Annotated in this window: 13 protein-coding genes; 3 read left to right on the top strand and 10 right to left on the bottom strand. The window is 69.0% G+C overall.

What is annotated here, in order from left to right; translation table 11 throughout:
* Positions 1 to 322 precede the first annotated feature (322 nt).
* Complete coding sequence (locus ACAH41_RS20235) at positions 323 to 1,303, top strand: integron integrase (RefSeq protein ID WP_370538444.1); 981 nt, start codon at positions 323 to 325, stop codon at positions 1,301 to 1,303.
* Between the two features lie 13 nt (positions 1,304 to 1,316).
* Here ACAH41_RS20235 and ACAH41_RS20240 read toward each other — a convergent pair whose 3' ends face one another.
* The 10 genes from ACAH41_RS20240 to ACAH41_RS20285 form a co-directional block, all read right to left on the bottom strand.
* The gene (locus ACAH41_RS20240; RefSeq protein WP_325653130.1) at positions 1,317 to 2,645 is read right to left on the bottom strand and encodes a HAMP domain-containing sensor histidine kinase; all 1,329 of its coding nucleotides are present in this window, start codon (positions 2,643 to 2,645) and stop codon (positions 1,317 to 1,319) included.
* On the bottom strand, positions 2,645 to 3,343 hold the full coding sequence (locus tag ACAH41_RS20245; protein WP_325653132.1) for a response regulator transcription factor: 699 nt from the start codon (positions 3,341 to 3,343) through the stop codon (positions 2,645 to 2,647). The genes ACAH41_RS20240 and ACAH41_RS20245 overlap by 1 nt, the downstream gene beginning before the upstream one ends.
* A 39-nt stretch (positions 3,344 to 3,382) precedes the next feature.
* Positions 3,383 to 3,904 carry an isoprenylcysteine carboxylmethyltransferase family protein gene (locus tag ACAH41_RS20250; protein ID WP_325653134.1) on the bottom strand — a complete coding sequence of 174 codons (522 nt, stop codon included), beginning with the start codon at positions 3,902 to 3,904 and terminating at the stop codon, positions 3,383 to 3,385.
* A 53-nt stretch (positions 3,905 to 3,957) separates the two neighbouring features.
* The gene (locus tag ACAH41_RS20255) at positions 3,958 to 4,428 is read right to left on the bottom strand and encodes a Spy/CpxP family protein refolding chaperone (protein WP_325653136.1); all 471 of its coding nucleotides are present in this window, start codon (positions 4,426 to 4,428) and stop codon (positions 3,958 to 3,960) included.
* 132 nt (positions 4,429 to 4,560) lie between these two features.
* Positions 4,561 to 5,751 carry a sigma-70 family RNA polymerase sigma factor gene (locus tag ACAH41_RS20260; RefSeq protein WP_325653138.1) on the bottom strand — a complete coding sequence of 397 codons (1,191 nt, stop codon included), beginning with the start codon at positions 5,749 to 5,751 and terminating at the stop codon, positions 4,561 to 4,563.
* Positions 5,752 to 5,917: 166 nt separating this feature from the next.
* Positions 5,918 to 6,994 carry a selenide, water dikinase SelD gene (gene selD / locus ACAH41_RS20265; protein WP_325653140.1) on the bottom strand — a complete coding sequence of 359 codons (1,077 nt, stop codon included), beginning with the start codon at positions 6,992 to 6,994 and terminating at the stop codon, positions 5,918 to 5,920.
* A 22-nt stretch (positions 6,995 to 7,016) separates the two neighbouring features.
* A complete protein-coding gene (gene phnD, locus ACAH41_RS20270) occupies positions 7,017 to 8,006 on the bottom strand; it encodes a phosphate/phosphite/phosphonate ABC transporter substrate-binding protein (RefSeq protein ID WP_325653142.1) in 990 nt (329 codons plus the stop codon).
* A gap of 110 nt (positions 8,007 to 8,116) precedes the next feature.
* Positions 8,117 to 10,840, bottom strand: a complete 2,724-nt coding sequence (locus ACAH41_RS20275; protein ID WP_325653144.1) for a response regulator — start codon at positions 10,838 to 10,840, stop codon at positions 8,117 to 8,119.
* A complete protein-coding gene (locus ACAH41_RS20280; RefSeq protein ID WP_325653146.1) occupies positions 10,837 to 11,688 on the bottom strand; it encodes a transporter substrate-binding domain-containing protein in 852 nt (283 codons plus the stop codon). Before ACAH41_RS20280 ends, ACAH41_RS20275 begins: the two co-directional genes overlap by 4 nt.
* Positions 11,689 to 11,987: 299 nt before the next feature.
* Entirely contained in the window at positions 11,988 to 12,410 is a 423-nt protein-coding gene (locus ACAH41_RS20285) for an EF-hand domain-containing protein (RefSeq protein WP_325653148.1), read from the bottom strand.
* A 248-nt stretch (positions 12,411 to 12,658) separates the two neighbouring features.
* Here ACAH41_RS20285 and ACAH41_RS20290 point away from each other — a divergent pair, with 248 nt between their 5' ends.
* Entirely contained in the window at positions 12,659 to 14,137 is a 1,479-nt protein-coding gene (locus ACAH41_RS20290) for an AMP nucleosidase (protein WP_325653150.1), read from the top strand.
* 349 nt (positions 14,138 to 14,486) lie between these two features.
* On the top strand, positions 14,487 to 16,865 hold the full coding sequence (locus ACAH41_RS20295; RefSeq protein ID WP_325653152.1) for a catecholate siderophore receptor Fiu: 2,379 nt from the start codon (positions 14,487 to 14,489) through the stop codon (positions 16,863 to 16,865).
* Positions 16,866 to 16,904 lie beyond the last annotated feature (39 nt).

Consider the following 16,904-nt stretch of genomic DNA (forward strand, 5'->3'; position numbering starts at 1 on the left):
CATGCCCTGCATCTTGCCGAACCCACCGGCCGCTTTGCGCCAGCAATATGACGCAAGCTCGCCTTTGGACGCGCCGCCAAGACCTTGGAAACCGGGTGGACCGCAGCGAAGCGTTTGACGATTCCCGAAAAGCCCAACGTCAAATGGACAACCAGCCGAGGTCGGGCTTGGTTGGTCTAACCTGCTGAGATGGCTTGGTCATGGCTGGCAGTCTCTCCTTGTGGGACATGCGTTGTCATCGTCATTCCGGTGGATGCGGCCGCACGTTAGCACGCCTAAAAATCGGCGGATGGACACGCCAGCATCTTCCTCAGCCGCCGCCTTGCCCGCGGCCGCTGCCACGCCACCGCCGAAGCTGCTGGACCGGTTGCGCGCGGAGATTCGGGTTCGCCATTATTCGATCCGCACCGAGCAGGCTTATGTGGATTGGGCTCGGCGGTTCATCTTGTTCCATGGCAAGCGGCATCCGGCTGAAATGGGTGCCACGGAGGTGGCGGGCTTTCTTTCGCATTTGGCGACTGAACGTTCGGTTGCGGCCGCCACACAGAATCAGGCCAAATCCGCGCTGTTGTTTCTCTACCAGCAGGTATTGAAACTCGACTTGCCCTGGCTGGATGAAGTGGTGAGCGCAAAAACCAGCCGGCATTTGCCGGTGGTGCTCACCTCGCGTGAAACCTCGGCGTTGCTGCAGGAGATGAGCGGCACGATGGGGTTGATCGCCTCGTTGCTCTACGGCACGGGCATGCGACTGCTGGAAGGTTTGCGGCTGAGGGTGAAGGACGTTGAATTCGAGCGCCGAGAAATCATCGTGCGTGACGGAAAAGGCGGCAAGGACAGGGTGACGGTCCTGCCGGAGAACTTGATGCTGCCGCTGCGGGATCAGATGGCGCGCGCCCGGCAGCAGCATGAGCGCGACCTGGCGGACGGCCTGGGCGCGGTCTGGATGCCCGATGCGCTGGCGGTCAAATATCCCGGCGCTGCGCGGAGCTGGGGCTGGCAGTGGGTGTTCCCGGCGGCTTCGATCTCCACCGACCCGCGCAGCGGCGAACGGCGGCGGCACCATTTGATGGAGCAGTCGGTGCAGAAGGCGGTGAAGCTGGCGGCGCAGCGCGCGGGCATCGACAAGCCGTGCACGCCCCATGTGCTACGACACAGCTTTGCCACCCATCTGCTGCAGGCGGGCTACGACATCCGCACGGTGCAGGAACTGCTGGGTCACAGTGACGTGCGGACCACGATGATCTACACGCATGCACTCAACCGCGGTGGACACGGCGTGCGCAGCCCGCTGGACGCAATCTGAAGAGCGAAGCCCGTCAGCTCTGCACCGGCAACGTCACCACCACCCGCAACCCCGGCCCCGCGTCCTCGAACTTCAGCGTGCCCCCGTGCGACTCGGCCACCAGCCGGCACAGGTAGAGCCCAAGGCCGACGCCACCGTCCCGCCGGGTGCGCGCCGCATCCGGCCGGTAGAACGGTTGGGCCAAGCGGTCGCGTTGGTCGGCGGGGACGCCGGGGCCGCGGTCGCGCACGCTGAGCTGCAGTTGCGGGCCGTTGCGGTGGGTGACGAGGTCCAGCGTGCCGCCGCTGCCGTGGCGCAGCGCGTTGTCCAGCAGGTTGCGCAGCAGGAGTTGCATGCGGCTGCGGTCCAGTGGCAGCGTGGGCAGCGTGGGGTCCAGCTGCCATTCGATGGGCTGCTCGGGGCATTGCTGGGCGACCTGGTCGCGCAGCAGTTGGTTCAGGTCGACAGGCTCGCGGTGCAGCGCGTCGTGGCCGCGGGCCAGGCGTTCGCTTTCGAGCAGGTCGTGGATCAGGTCGCGCATTTCGGCCAGGTCGCGCAGCAGGGCCTGGCGTTCGGGGCCCTCGGCGACGAGTTCGGCGTTCAGCCGGGCACGCGTGAGCGGGGAGCGCAGTTCGTGGCTGATGGCCAGCAGCAGGCCGCGCTGGCCGTCCAGCATGCGTTGCAGGTTGGCGGCCATGGCGTTGACCTGGATCGCGAGTTCGCCGAGTTCGTCGTGCTGGCGCAGCGGGATGGGCTGGCTGAAGTCGCCGGTGCCGTAGCGCATGGCGCCGGCGCGGATGTCGTCCAGCGGGCGGAACAGGCGGCGCACGTAGAAAAACGCCAGCCCGGTGAGCACCAGCAGGCCGCCCAGCGTCATGCCGGAGAACCAGCGCGGATGGTCCTGCCATTGCCAGGCCGCCATGCCGTAGCGGATGTGGTGACCGTCGGCGGTGTCGCGGGTCATCAGCGCGCGCAGGGCGCCGTCATGCGGCAGCTTGTGGCCGTAGCGGTCTTCGGGGGCGCTGTTGGGGCTTTGCCAGTTGACCTGCGGGCCTTCGATGCGGATGCTGATCGGCAGGCGCTCGGTCAGTGCCTGGGCGCGGGCGATGTCCGGCGGGTTGCCGATCTCGGCAGTGAGCCGGTCCAGGTAGTCGCTGACCAGCGGCTTGACCAGCTCGCGCCAGCCGGTGGAGAACACCTCGCGCGAGCCGGCCAGGAAGACCAGCGTGGTGCCCACGGCCAGCAGCACGAACAGGAAGACCAGCCGGCGCTTGAGCGAATGGCCCAGGCCATGGCGCCAGCGGCGCGCGGCATGCACGGCGCGGTGCCGCCGGCAGCGTTCCACCAGGCGCTGCATCAGCATCACGGCAGCCGCGCCAGCGCGAAGGTGTAGCCGGCGTTGCGCAAGGTCTTGATGGCGTCCAGCGGCTCCAGCTTGCGGCGCAGGCGGCTGATGAGCACGTCGACCGCGCGGGTGTAGAGGTCTGCCTCGCGGCCGCGCAGGCGGTTCAGGATCTCGTCGCGGCTGAGGATCTTGTGCGGGTCACGCGCGAGCAGCCACAGCAGCTCGAACTCGGTGCCGGTCAGCTCGACCGGCTCGCCCTGGCGGTGCACGCTGCGGCGTTCGAGGTCGATGACCAGGCCGTCGAAGCGCAGCAGGTGCGGCGAAGTTTCGGTGGCCGCGGGGGGCGGCGCATGGCTGGCCACGCGGCGCAGGATGGTCTGCAGCCGAGCCGCCAGTTCACGCGGCTCGAAGGGCTTGGGCAGGTAGTCGTCGGCGCCCAGTTCGAGGCCAACGACACGGTCGGTCAGGTCGCCGCGGGCGGTCAGCATCAGCACGGGGATCTGGCTGTCGCGGCGGATGCGGCGGCACAGCTCGAAGCCGTCCATCTCGGGCAGCATCACGTCCAGGATCACCGCGTCGATGCCGCCGGCCGCGAGCCGGGCCAGGCCCTCGCTGGGCCGCAGCGCGGCTTCCAGCGCAAAGTCGAAGCGGCGCAGGTAGGCCGCGAGCGGCGGGGCCAGGAGTTCGTCGTCGTCGATCAGCAGGATGTGGTGCATGCAACAGCAAGGCGCCCGCGGCGGGCGATTCCCAAGCGCTCAGATTCTGACCTGCGCCGCGTAGTCCCGCCACCAGCCGCCGAAGCTGCGTGCCAGTTGCTGCTCTTCCCGTGGCACCTGCCATTGCCACAGCAGCAGCGCGTAGCCCAGCGTTGCCAGCAGCAGGCCCGGCCAGGCCAGCGCCACGCCGGTGCCGGCGAGCGCCAGCGTCAGGCCCACATACATCGGGTGGCGGCAGAGCCGGTACGGCCCTTCGTCGACCAGCATGGCCGGGCCGCGCAGCCAGCCAGCGCCGGCCGCGTGCAACTGCTGCGCAGCCCAGCCGGCCAGTGCCAGGCCCAGCACCGCCAGCGTGCCGCCCAGGGCGGCCACCGCCCTGCCCCAACCAGCGGCTTCGGGGTGCAGGCCGGACGCGAGACTGGCCAGTGCACCGCCGGGCTCGGCCAGCACCGGCACCAGCCATGCCACGCCCGCCTGCAGCGCCAGCGCGCCGCCGGCCAGCAGCAGCGTCATCAGCGAGCCCATCACCGGCCAGACCGCTGGCGGCGGCAAGTCGGTCACTTCGGGTTCGCGACGCCGCCAGCCGCCTCGCATCATCAATGCGAAGCCCACGCTCAGCCCCGGCTGAAACGATCGCCGTGCCTGGCCATGAAGGCGCGTACTTTTTCCTGCTGGTCCGGGCGCAGGCTGTCGTAGAAGTCCGCGGCAGCGGTCAGCACTTCGGGGCCGGCCTTCTGCACCGCGGACAGCTTCTGGTCCATCAGCGCTTGCGCGCCGGCGCGGTCGAAGGCGTTGCCGGCGACCAGGCGTTGCATGGCCTCGTGCGGCGAAGCGTCGGCACTGCTGCCCTTGATCGCGGCGCGCTGCTGCTGCAGCACGTCGGCCAGGGTGTTGAGCTTGGCTTGCTGGGTGGCGTCCAGCACCAGCTCCTTCTGCACGCGCTCGATGACGTGCACCCGCACGCGGGCGATGTCGGCCTCGCTCATGTGGCTGAACCGGTTGCCGGCATAGGCCGCCAGGCCGCCGAACAGCACGCCGACGCTCAACAGGCCGATCAGGCCGCGTTTGATCCAGGTCTTCTTCATGGCGCTCGCTCCTTAAGTCGCAAACAAAACAGGCACGGGTTTACCGTGCCTGAATGCTGCGCCGCGGGGCGAATGAAGTCGTCTCGACGCGGTTTCGCTGCGTATCGTTTTATTGCAGCGGCGGCGCGGCTGTCAGAGGTCCATGGTTGCGGCGTCGTTGTCGCGTGCGGACAGGCTGGCGCTGTCGGCCGGCTCGCGCGGCGTTCGGCTTCGCGGGCCACTGCGGGCGCTGGTGGACTTGGCGACGCGGGCCGGCTTGGCGGTGCTGGTGATGGCGTGGCTGGCGGGGCTGATGTCGGCCGCCGGGGCCACGGCGGCGGCCATGTCCGGGCAGGCTTGCACCGCGCTGGCGGCATTGCGGCGCGCGGTGCTGCGCGTGCTGGCGCCGGACGAGCGGCGAGCCGCTGCAATCACCGGCTCGGCCTGCGAGCGCTCGACTGAGAGCACCTGCTCCATCAACTCGCCCCAGCTGGCTTGCGCTTCGCCACGCATCTGCATCTCGCGTTCGCGCATCATTTCGGCAAACGCGTCGGACTGGCGGTCCACCTGCACCGGGCGTTCGACCTGGCGATCGATCGCGCGCTGGCGCGTGGGCACCGCATGGCCAAAATGCTGGGCCACCCGCTTGACGACCGACTGGTACATCTGCGAGACCCGCGAGGGCGTGACCTGCAATGACTTGGCGACCTCGACCGGCGTCAGGCCGACCCCGAGGTAGGCGTCGATGACCATGCGCTCGCGCTCGGGCAGGTCGGCAAAAAACCGCTCCAGCCGGCGCAGCACGATGCCGGTGTCCACCCGCGCCTCGACTTCCTCCTGCGCGGTGGCCGGGTGGAAGCGTTGCCCACCGCCGCCATGTTCATCGTCGTCGGATTCGGCCAGCGACTGGTGGCGGCCGAACTGGTCCGCCTGCATCAGCGAGGAGATTTCCTGCGCGCTCATGCCGGTGGCTTCGGCCAGCAGGCCCAGGCCGGGTTCTTTGCCATCGCGGTTGCGCAGGCGCTCGCGGGCGATCTGCACGACCTTGATCTTGCGGCGTTCGCCGCGGGTCAGGAAGTCCATCTGGCGCAACTCGTCGAGCATGGCGCCTTTGACGCGCATGCGGGCGTAGCGCACGAACGCTTCCTGGGCGTCCGCGCTGTCGCGGTCGCCTTCCCATTCAAAGCTCACCGCCGCCTGCGCCACCGCGATCAGCCCGACCTGGATCAGGTCGGCCCGCTCCACGTTGGCTGGCAGATGGCGCACCAGCGCCTGGGCCTGTTTGCGGACCCAGGACTGGTTCTTGGCGATGAGAACCGACGGCACACCTTGCAGCGAGATCATGGCCGAATCTTAGGTCGCCACCTGCCGCCAGGTCTGCCGAGGAGCCGGGTCTTCGGCGCCGATATCGGCAGTTTGCCGCAGCCTCGCGGACCGCTCGCTGTCCGGCTGGCGATCGATCATCGGCCGCCGCGCCAGACTGTTTAGCGCCTGGCGCTTTTGACCGGTTTCAAATCAATTCAAGTGAAACCGCGTCCGCGCCTGCGGCCTGGACCTTGCCGATCTCGGCCGCTTCGGCAAAGCCCTGTTCGCGGAAGATCGCCAGCACCTGGTCCACCGCTTCCGGCGCGCAGGACACGAGCAGCCCACCGCTGGTCTGCGGGTCGCTGAGCAGTGCCTGATCCACCGCGCCAAAGCCCGCCGGCAGCCGCACCTGGGCGCCGTAGCCGGCCCAGTTGCGTGCCGAGGCGCCGGTCACATGGCCGGCCTCGGCGAGCGCGCGGGCGCCGCTGAGCAGCGGCACCTTCGCCCAGTCCAGCCGCAGCGAACAGCCGGCGCCGCGCGCCAGTTCCAGCGCATGGCCGGCCAGGCCGAAGCCGGTCACGTCCGTCAGCGCGTGCACGCCCGGCAGCGCGGCCAGCGCCGGGCCGGGCGTGTTGAGCTGGGTGGTGCGGGCAATCATCTCGGCGTAGCCCTCGGCCGAGAGCTGGCCTTTCTTGAGCGCCGCCGAGAACACGCCCACGCCCAGCGGCTTGCCCAGCACCAGGCGGTCGCCGGGCCGGGCATCGGCATTGCGCCGCACGTTTTTCGGGTGCACCAGGCCGAGTGCGACCAGGCCGTAGATGGGCTCGACCGAGTCGATGGTGTGGCCGCCCGCAATGGGAATGCCGGCCGCCTGGCAGACCGCCTGGCCACCGGCCAGGATGCGGCCGATGGTTTCGACGCTGAGCACGTTGACCGGCATGCCGACCAGGGCCAGCGCAAAGATGGGCTTGCCGCCCATGGCGTACACGTCGCTGATGGCGTTGGTGGCGGCAATGCGGCCGAAGTCGAACGGGTCGTCGACGATGGGCATGAAGAAGTCGGTGGTGGCGACCAGCGCCAGCTCATCGGTGAGTTGCCAGACGGCAGCGTCATCCGAGGTTTCGATGCCGACCAGCAGCTCCGGGGGCACCGGCAGCCCGGGCGCCTGCTTCAGGATGCTGCTGAGCACGCCGGGCGCGATCTTGCAGCCGCAGCCGCCGCCGTGCGAGAGCGAGCTGAGCCGCGGTTCAGCTGAGGGGGCGGGAGAAGAGGGCGTGGTCATGCGGTGAGAAGTGTCGGAGGATTCAGGCGAGCAGGTGTGCATTGTCGGCCGCCGCCTTCAGCGCGCGGTAGTGCTCGGGCAGGGCCGGCTGGTAGCGGGTGGTGCGCTGCAGCGCCAGCAGTTCGTTCGCCTGCGCCGTGGCCTCCGGTTCAAGGGCCAGGAAGGCCTCCCGCAGGGCTTCGCGCAGCGCGCTGGGCAGGCTGGCCTGGGTGACCCAGAGGTAGTCGTGGTACGGCGCGGTGGTGTGGAAGACCTGCAGCGCGGCTGCGTCTGGCGAAGGCGGGAGCAACGGAGCGGGTTGCGTTGGGGGCATTTGCAGCGGCTGTGAGGCTGGCGAGCTCGCGGAGCCGGCCGGAGCGCTTGGCTGGCTCAGCGACTGCCAGGCCGCGAGGCTCAGCGCACCGGCGTCCACCTTGCCGCTGGCCACGACCTGCAGCGTACTTTGGGCGCCGCTGGCAAAGGCCAGGCGGCGCAGGTCGGTGGCCGGTTGCATGCCAGCGGCCAGCAGCTCGCTGCGTGGCATCAGGTGACCGCTCGGGCTTTGCTGACCGGCAAAGCACAGCGTGCGGCCCTTCAGGTCGAGCAGGCTGCGCAGGCCCATGCTGCGCCGGGCGACAAACACCGAACGCCACTGGTCGTCCTGCGCGCGCTGCACCAGCGGCTGCACCTGGCCGCCACTGCGCGCGTCGGCCAGCAGGTACTGGAAGCCGCCGCCCCAGGCCAGGTCGGCCTGGCGCTGGACCAGCGCGTCGACCACGCCGGTGCTGTCCGGCACCATGACCCAGACCACCGGCATCGCCAGCCGCGCTTCCAGGTAGGTGCGCAGCGGGGCGAAGCGGCGGGACAGGTCGCCACCGGCCGCCTCATCGGCCAGCCCGGTGACGCGCAGCACGTGGGCCGGCTCGTCGTCGGCCCGCAGCGGGCCAGCCGCGGCCAGCAGGCCGAGGGCGGCTGCCAGGCATTGGCGGCGGGTGGCACCGCTCGGTGGGGAAGGCAGGGGAAGCAGGGTCATGGCGGCAAAACAGGATCAAGCGGCCGGCCAGACTGCCAACCCGTCACGCCAATATAGAACGCGGACGAGGCCAGGCTGCGTGATGACACGCGGAGCCTGCGCCGACTTTTTCAGGACACCGTTTCGCCAGCCTGCGCCGCGGCGCGCCCGGCCAGCGCGGTGGGTGCGATGGAGGCCAGCGTGTGCATCAGGCGGCCGAGCTGGCGCTGCAGCTGCGCGGCTTCGTCCAGCAGTGTGCGCAGCTCGGCGGCGTCGCGGCAGGCGGCTTCCAGCGCGCCGGCCGCCTGCTCGACTTCGGTGGCGGCGATGACCGTGGCCGCGCTGCGCAGCGTGCGCGCCAGCTGCGCCACCTGGGCCCAGTCCCCGGCGGAGACGGCTTCGCCGAGCTCGGTGTCAGTGTGGCGGTGGTGCTGGCGGAAGCGCTGCAGCGCCGCCTGCCACAGCACCGGGCTGCCACCGCAGCGGGCCACGCCCAGCGTCGCGTCCAGCCCGGCCCAGCCCGCGAGTTCATCGGGCAGCGCCGGCTCGCTCATCGGCAGCCACTGCAGCAGCGAGACATACAGCTTGTTCGGGTCGACCGGCTTGGCGACGTGGTCATTCATGCCGGCGTCCAGGCAGGCCTGGCGGTCATCGAAGAAGGCATTGGCGGTCATCGCCAGGATGGGTGTGCGGGCGTGGCCAGGCAGCTGGCGGATGCGGCGCGTGGCTTCGAGCCCGTCGATGCCGGGCATCTGCACGTCCATCAGCATCAGGGCGTAGGGCCACTGGCCGGCCTGCTGGATGGCTTCGCTGCCGTCGCTGGCCACGTCCACCGCCAGCCCCACCCTGCGCAGCAGCTCCACGGCGACCTCCTGGTTGACCGGGTTGTCTTCGACCAGCAGGACGCGTGCGCCGCCATGGCGCTCGCGCAGCAGCTGCTCCAGCTCGCCCGGCACCGGCGCGGCCAACGGCCCCGGCCGGGCCAGCCGCGGCAGCGGCACGGCGTGCTCGGCACTGAGCTCGACCAGGCTGTCGTGCAGCATCGAGGCGGTGATGGGCTTGCCCAGCACGGCGGCAAAACCGGCCTCGCGTGCCGGTAGCAGCAGGCTGGCCGGGTCGCCTGCGCTGATCAGCAGCGCGCGCAGCGTCGCCGCGGAGGCGGGTGAACCGTGGCGCCAGCGTCTGAGGGTTTCCAGCCCGTCCTGGCCGGGCATCATCCAGTCGACCAGCGCCAGGTGGAAGGGCCAGCCTTCGCGCTCGGCCTGGGCCAGCTGGCGCAGCGCGTCGGCGCCGCTGTCGGCCGTCTGAACGGCCAGGCCCATTTGCTGCAGCATCACGCCCAGCGCCTCGCGGGCCTCGGGTTGGTCGTCGACCAGCAGCACGCGCCGGCCCTGCAGCATCGGCAGCCGGCGCGAGGTCTCGGGCCGATCCGACAGCGCCAGCCAAGCGGTGAACCAGAATCGGCTGCCTTCGCCCGGCGTGCTGTGCACCCCCACCTCGCCGCCCATCAGCTCGGCAATGCGGCGGGTGATGGACAGGCCCAGCCCGGTGCCGCCAAAGCGCCGCGTGGTGGAGGTGTCGGCCTGCTCGAAGGCGTTGAAGATGTCGGCCAGCTTGTCGGCCGGAATGCCCACGCCGTTGTCGCCCACCTCGAAGCGGATCTGCACCTGGCCTTCGTGGCCGGCCGTCGCTTCGCCGGCCATGCGGCGCCCACGCAGCACCACGCAGCCGTGGTCGCTGAACTTGATGGCGTTGCCCAGCAGGTTGAGCAGCGCCTGCGACAGCCGGGTCGGGTCGCCGATCAGCCAGTTCGGCAGGTCATCGGTGTCCAGCACCAGCTCCAGGCCCTTGTCCTGCGCGCGCTGCGAGACCAGGGCCATCATGCGGTCGAGCAGCTGGTCGAGCGAGAACTCGGTGCGCTCCAGCTCCAGCTTGCCGGACTCGATCTTGGACAGGTCCAGGACGTCGTTGATGATCTGCAGCAGGTGGCTGGCGGCGTCGTTGATCTGGCCCAGGCGGCGCAGCTGCTGCGGATCTTCGGTGTCGCGCTGCAGCAGGTAGTTCAGGCCGAGGATGGCGCTCATCGGCGTGCGGATCTCGTGGCTCATGTTGGCCAGGAAGGCGCTCTTCGCGCGGTTCGCGCCTTCGGCCCGGTCGCGCGCCTGCTCCAGCGCCTGCGTGCGCTCGGCCACCTGGGCTTCCAGCTCTGCGTGGTACTGCGCCAGTTCGAGCGCATGGCGGCGCTGGCTGCGCAGGTGCAGCGCCATCGCGGTCCACAGGCCGGCCAGCAGCACGCCAGCCAGCATCAGTGCCCACAGGAACAGCCGCTGCTGCTGGGCGCGCAGGCGCTGCACCCAGTCGTTCAGCGCCTGGTCCAGCAGGACCGCAGCACGGTCCACCGCCTGCAGCGCCAGCCTGAGTTCCAGTTCCTCTGCGGGGCCGGGACGCGGGCCGAGTTCGGCCAGGCGCTCGCGCAAGGCACTCACCTCGGGCACCAGGTCGCCCGGCGCCGGTTCGCCAACGGCCACCAGCGCATCGTTGGCCGCCCGCCCCAGGCGCAGCAACGCCATGGTGGACTGCTGCAGCAGCGCCCTGCCCTGCTCGGGCTGCCAGGCCGAATCGGGCCTGGCGGCCAGGGTCAGGTACAGATCGCCGGTGACCAGCTCGACCCGCGCCTGGCGCATGTCGCGCAGCAAGGTGTTCAGCGGAATGCGGGTCTGCATCTGCTGCCAGAACAACACCAGCAACAAGGCCCCGACCAGGCTGGCCCCGATGACGGCCAGCAGGCCCGCGCGACCCGCACGGGCCACCACCATCGGCGAAGGTGCAGGCCGGTGGCGCTTGGTCATCTTCATGAGGCCGGCGCCAGCAGCTTGGCCAGCGTGACCGGGCCGGGCAGGTCCTCCGGCGCGAAACCGAAGCGCTGCATCAAGGCCCGGTGCTCGGGCGAACCGACCACCTCGGCCTGGGCCTTGTTCCAGTGGCGCTGCAGCTGGCTGTCTTCCAGGTGGAACTCGAACGCCACCCAGCCCGGCTCGGCGCCGCCGGCCACGGGCGTGGCCAGCAGCGGCGCTGCGCCAGCAACGTTTGCCAGGCTGCGCACCGTCGGCAAAGACAGCATCAGGGCTTGCGCCAGCCCGTGCTGCACGGCTTCGCGGCCTTCCACAGCGTCGCGCACGACCACCAGCCTTGCGTCGCCCAGGCCTGCCTGGCGGGCTTGCTGGTGCTCGACCGAGCTGCTCAGCACAGCCAGCTTCAGCCCCGGCACGGCGGCAAGGCCCTGCAGGCTGGATGGTACGGGGGCGTCGCTGCGCTGCAGCAGGCCGGCAGCCACGCGTTCAGTGGGTTCCGAAAACAGCAGCTTGCCGGCCCGCTCGCGGGTCACGAACATGCCGGCGGCAATCAGGTCGAAGCGGCGCTCCTGCAACTGCGGAATCAGCTGGTCGAAGCTGGTCTGCACCCATTCGATGGCTGGCAGCCCGGCGCGCGCCGCGATCAGGCGGGCCAGTTCGGGCGATTCGCCGGTCACGCGGCCATCAGCGCCCAGCTGCGCATAAGGCGCCTCGATCGCGTAGCCCACGCGCAGCACGCCGGCAGACCGCACGCGGCCCAGCGCGTCTTCAGGCCGGCCTGAAAAAACGACCAGCAACAGCAGCACGCCCAATGTCAGCAGGGCGGCGCCAACCATCTTTTTGCGTGACACAGCCACCTCTCGGTGCCGGGACATGTCCCTGGCAATGGCGGGCAAGGGCAAACGGTCTCAAAACAGCTGAATCGACTCTAGCGCAGTCTCCCGGTATTCGCAGCTTTCATTGGCGCTGGTGGCGCCGCATCCGATACCCGGAGGGGCAGCGAATGCGGTCTGCCGAACCAGCGCGAAACAGTCAACTTAACAGCTTCGACTGCCCGCAGGCATGGGGGTTCCGCCGATGCCTGTGGCGGCTGCGCCATAAAAAAGGCAGCTTCTCACGAAGCTGCCTTTTTGGCGAAGGCCTGCGGGGTTCAGCGCATCTTCATGCCGCGCATTTCATCGGGGCTCAGCTGGCCGTCCTTGTTGGCGTCCAGGCTGTCGAACTTCTCGGCCAGCTTGGGCCGGCTGGCGACCTCGTCATGGCTCAGCATGCCGTCACCATTGGTGTCCAGCTTGCCGAAAACATCGGACTTGTGCGCTTCGCTGAAGCCGCGCAGTTCCTGCGGCGTCAGCTTGCCGTCCTTGTCGGTGTCGATCATGTCGAATTTGCCGGCAAGGGCCGGCGCGGTGGCGGCCTCTTCACGGCTGATCGCGCCGTCGCCGTTGGTGTCCAACTGCTTGAAGTGGGCGGCACCGGGGCGGGCGGAGGCGGGATCTGCAGCCTGCGCAGCCGGCAGGGCCAATGCAAGGGCGAGGGCAGCGAGCGGGCTGAACAGCAAAGCGGTACGGGGCATGTGTGGCTCCTTGAGGGTTTCGGCAAAAAAGCCGGCAGAAAGAATGGCGCGGCGGGGAAAACGGCAGGCCACCGCGTTGGGGCGCCAGGCGGCGCATCGCATGCACAACGTGGGCCGACAATGCGGCGTTGATCGTCCTCCGGCTGCATTACAGGTCTTTACACCGCGCGCAGCGGACTTGGCAGAAGAGCAAGCGGGGTGCCGGCGCCGACATGCGAGCGGTCACGACGCCGGTTCACAATCGGCCCATGATCGAAGCCCCGTTCACGCCGCGCCAACGTTTCGATGACCCGGAAGCCGCACTGGCCCAGGTTGTTGCCCTCTACCAGGCCCAGGTCAGGCACCTGCGGCAGCAGCTGCAAGCCTATGTGGACGGCCAAGCGCCCGCCGGCCGGGTGCGCGCGTGGTACCCCAGCGTGCGGGTGCAGACGCACACCGACCAGCGGCCCGACAGCCGGCTGAGCTTTGGCTTCGTGGCCGGCGCCGGCACCTACGAGACCACGCTGACGCGGCCGGACCTGTTCGGCGACTACTACCGCGAGCAGTTCCGGCTGCTGCTGCGCAACCACGGCGGCCAAGCCATGGCGCTGGACGTGGGCCTGGGCACGCAGCCGATTCCCGTGCACTTCTCGCTCGGCGAGGCCGACCACATCGAAGGCACGCTGACGGCCGAGCAGCGCGCCCGGCTGCGCGAGCATTTCGACCTGCCGGACCTGGCGGCGATGGACGACGGCATTGCCAACGGCAGCTACGAGCCCGGCCCGAAGGAGCCGCATCCACTGGCACTGTTCACCGCGCCGCGGGTCGACTACTCGCTGCACCGGCTGCGCCACTACACCGGCACCGCACCCGAGCACTTCCAGAACTTCGTGCTGTTCACGAACTACCAGTTCTACATCGACGAATTCATCCGCCTAGGCCACCAGCTGATGCAGAGCGCCAGCAGCGACTACACCGCATTTGTCGAGCCCGGCAACGTGGTGACGCCGCGCGAAGGCACCGAGCAGCGCGCCAGCGGCATGGCACCGCCGCGGCTGCCGCAGATGCCGGCCTACCACCTGGTGCGCGAAGGCCATGGCGGCATCACGATGGTCAACATCGGCGTGGGCCCGGCCAATGCGAAGACCGCGTCGGACCACATTGCCGTGCTGCGGCCACACGCCTGGATCATGCTGGGACACTGCGCCGGCCTGCGCAACACCCAGCAGCTGGGCGACTACGTGCTGGCCCACGGCTACGTGCGCGAGGACCATGTGCTGGACGAGGAATTGCCGCTGTGGGTGCCGATTCCAGCTTTGGCCGAGGTGCAGGTGGCGCTGGAGCAGGCGGTGGCCGAAGTCACCCAGCTCTCAGGCCAGGCGCTGAAGACACTGCTGCGCACCGGCACCGTGGCGACCACCGACAACCGCAATTGGGAGCTGCTGCCGCACCCGGGCCCCGAGCGCCGTTTCAGCCAGAGCCGTGCAGTGGCGCTCGACATGGAAAGCGCGACGATCGCCGCCAACGGCTTCCGCTTCCGCGTGCCTTACGGCACCCTGCTGTGCGTGAGCGACAAGCCGCTGCACGGCGAGATCAAGCTGCCCGGCATGGCCAACCATTTCTACCGCGAGCGGGTGGACCAGCACCTGCGCATCGGCATCCGCGCGCTGGAGCTGCTGCGCAGCGCCGGCGTGGGCCAGCTGCACAGCCGCAAGCTGCGCAGCTTCGCCGAGGTGGCGTTCCAGTAGGCCCAAACCCAGGCGCTTCGGCGCAAGGCGTTCAAGGGCGGGGCCGCGCGATCGTGGCCCCGCCCTCTTTGCGGGGTGCCACGGGAGCCAGTGGCAGGCATGCGACACGCCGGGGCCGAAAACGACTCGCAATCAATAATCGTTCTCATTTCGATTATGATTGGATTTACTTTCCTTAACCGATTTGCCTGGGCGAAAGCCGCCGCAGCCGCCAGTGGCAATCGGGGTCGGCAACAGACCGGGAGGGTTCGCAAGCGCTCGACCGCCCGCCAGGCTTCACACAAGCCTGGCCGGTTGGACGTGCGCGCGCCGCAACCCCGATTCGCATTACCCAACTCACCTGTCTCCCATGTCGCAATACATCCGCAGCCGCCGCCATGCAGGCGTCAACGCCGTCGCCCTGCTGAGCGCTGTTCCGATGGCCGTGCTGGCCCAGACCGCGCCCGCCACCCCGCAGCCCACCGACGGCGCGCTGCCCACCGTCAGCGTCAAGGCCCAGCGGGAAGTGCCGTTCAAGGCCGACACCAGCGCCTCGTCCAAGATCACCCAGCCGCTGGTCGACACGCCCAAGACGATCACCATCATCAAGAAGGAAACGCTGCAGGAGCAGGGTGCGACCACGCTGATGGACGCACTGCGCAATACCCCGGGCATCACGATGCAGCTGGGTGAAAACGGCAACACCTCGGCTGGTGACGCCTTCCAGCTGCGTGGCTTCTCGGCGCAGAACTCGACCTTCGTCGACGGCATCCGTGACCTGGGCGCCGTGACGCGCGACACCTTCAACCTGGAGCAGGTCGAGATCGTCAAAGGCCCGGCGGGCGCCGACATCGGCCGCGGCGCCAGCGGCGGCTACATCAACCTGATCTCCAAGCTGCCCAGCCTGGACGACTCGCGCCAAGGCTCGCTGACGCTGGGCACCGCGAGCAAGAAACGCGCGACCGCCGACCTGAACCAGGCCATTGGCGACAACACCGCCATCCGCCTGAACCTGATGGCGCAGAAGAGCGGCGTGGACGGCCGCGACGAGGTCGAGAACAAGGGCTACGGCGTGGCCCCGTCCATCGCCTTCGGCCTGAACACGCCCACCCGCGTCTTCCTGTATTCGCAGCACATCCGCCAGGACAACACGCCCGACGGCGGCGTCCCGACCATCGGCATGGATGGCTATTACCGCGCTGTGACGACCTCCGGCACTTCGGCCACCACGACCGACCAGGCCGCCGCAATCACCGCCGGCGAGCGCGTGCGCCCCGAGAACTACTACGGCAGCAAGGACGACCACGAGAAGGTCAAGGCCGACATGGTCACGACCCGCTTCGAGCACGACCTGACGCCGACCACCACGCTGCGCAGCACCTTCCGCTTCGGCCGGACCCACATGGACCGGGTGATGACCGGCATCGCCTCCACGATCAACGGCTCGGATGTCGGCGACATCACCACACCGATCAAGGACCCTTCGCAGTGGACCGTGGGCCGCTCGCGCCAGCGCACCGACCAGACCAACGAGATCATTGCCAACCAGACCAGCGTGACGACCAGCTTCCTCACCGGCGGCCTGAAGCATGACCTGACGGGCGGCCTGGAACTGATGCACGAGCGCCAGCTGACGCTGGGCACCGGCACCACCGCGCAGACCATCAAGGGCGTGAACTACACGGCCATCGCGATCCCCGCCGCCAACCTGTACGACCCGAACGCCAATGACGTGCTGGGCACTCCCTACCTGACGGGCGCAGACACCGAAGGCACGACGCTGACCGCCGCAGCCTACGCCTTCGACACACTGACGCTGAACGACCAGTGGAAGCTCAATGCCGGGCTGCGCTTCGAGCGCTACCGCATCACGACCAAGGCCGGCACCATCGTGACCAGCACCAACCTCAGCAGCCATCCGGGCTACGCGGTGGGTGGCATCGACGTGGCCGACCTGCGCGATGCCGGCAATCTGCTGAGCTGGAATCTGGGCGCGGTCTACAAGCCCACGGCCAATGGCACGGTATACGCGGCCTACTCGAACTCGCTGACGCCTCCTGGCAGCGCCAACTTCTCGCTGTCAGCCACGGTCACCAACGCGGCCAACTCGGCAATGGACCCGCAGGAGACCACCAACATGGAGCTGGGCACCAAGTGGGACCTGCTCGACAAACGCCTGAACCTGTCGGCCGCGCTGTACCGCTCGGAAAACAGCAAGCAGGTCACGCAGGACACGGTGGACCCGACGATCTTCCGCCAGGAAGGCAAGACCCGCGTCACCGGCCTGGAGCTGGCCGCCGTTGGCCAGCTCACCAACTTCTGGCAGATCACCGCCGGCATCGCGAAGATGAAGACCGAGCAGCTGAGCCAGACCAGCGTGTCGAGTACCGACAACTCCGTCACCACGACGACGGGCGTTCGCTGGTCGCCCGACCTGACCGCCACGCTGTGGACCTCTTACACGCTGAACGCATTCACGCTGGGCGGTGGTGTGCGCTACGTGTCGGACCAGAAGCGCGCGATCTCGAAGAACAGCGTCAGCACCACGCCTGACAACGTGCCCGAGATCCCGTCGTACACCGTGGTCGACCTGATGGCCGCATGGAAGCTCAACAAGAACGTGAACCTGCAACTGAACATCGGCAACCTGTTCGACAAGGACTACATCAGCACCTTGAACAACAGCGGCGCCCGGATGCGCCTGGGCGCGCCGCGCTCCGCCTCGCTGACGGCCAGCGTGCAGTTCTGATGCACGTTGCGCGCCACGAGTCAGGCGACTGACGCGTCG

It is taken from the genome of Ideonella sp., assembly GCF_041287625.1.
Classification (GTDB): Bacteria; Pseudomonadota; Gammaproteobacteria; order Burkholderiales; family Burkholderiaceae_C; genus Ideonella.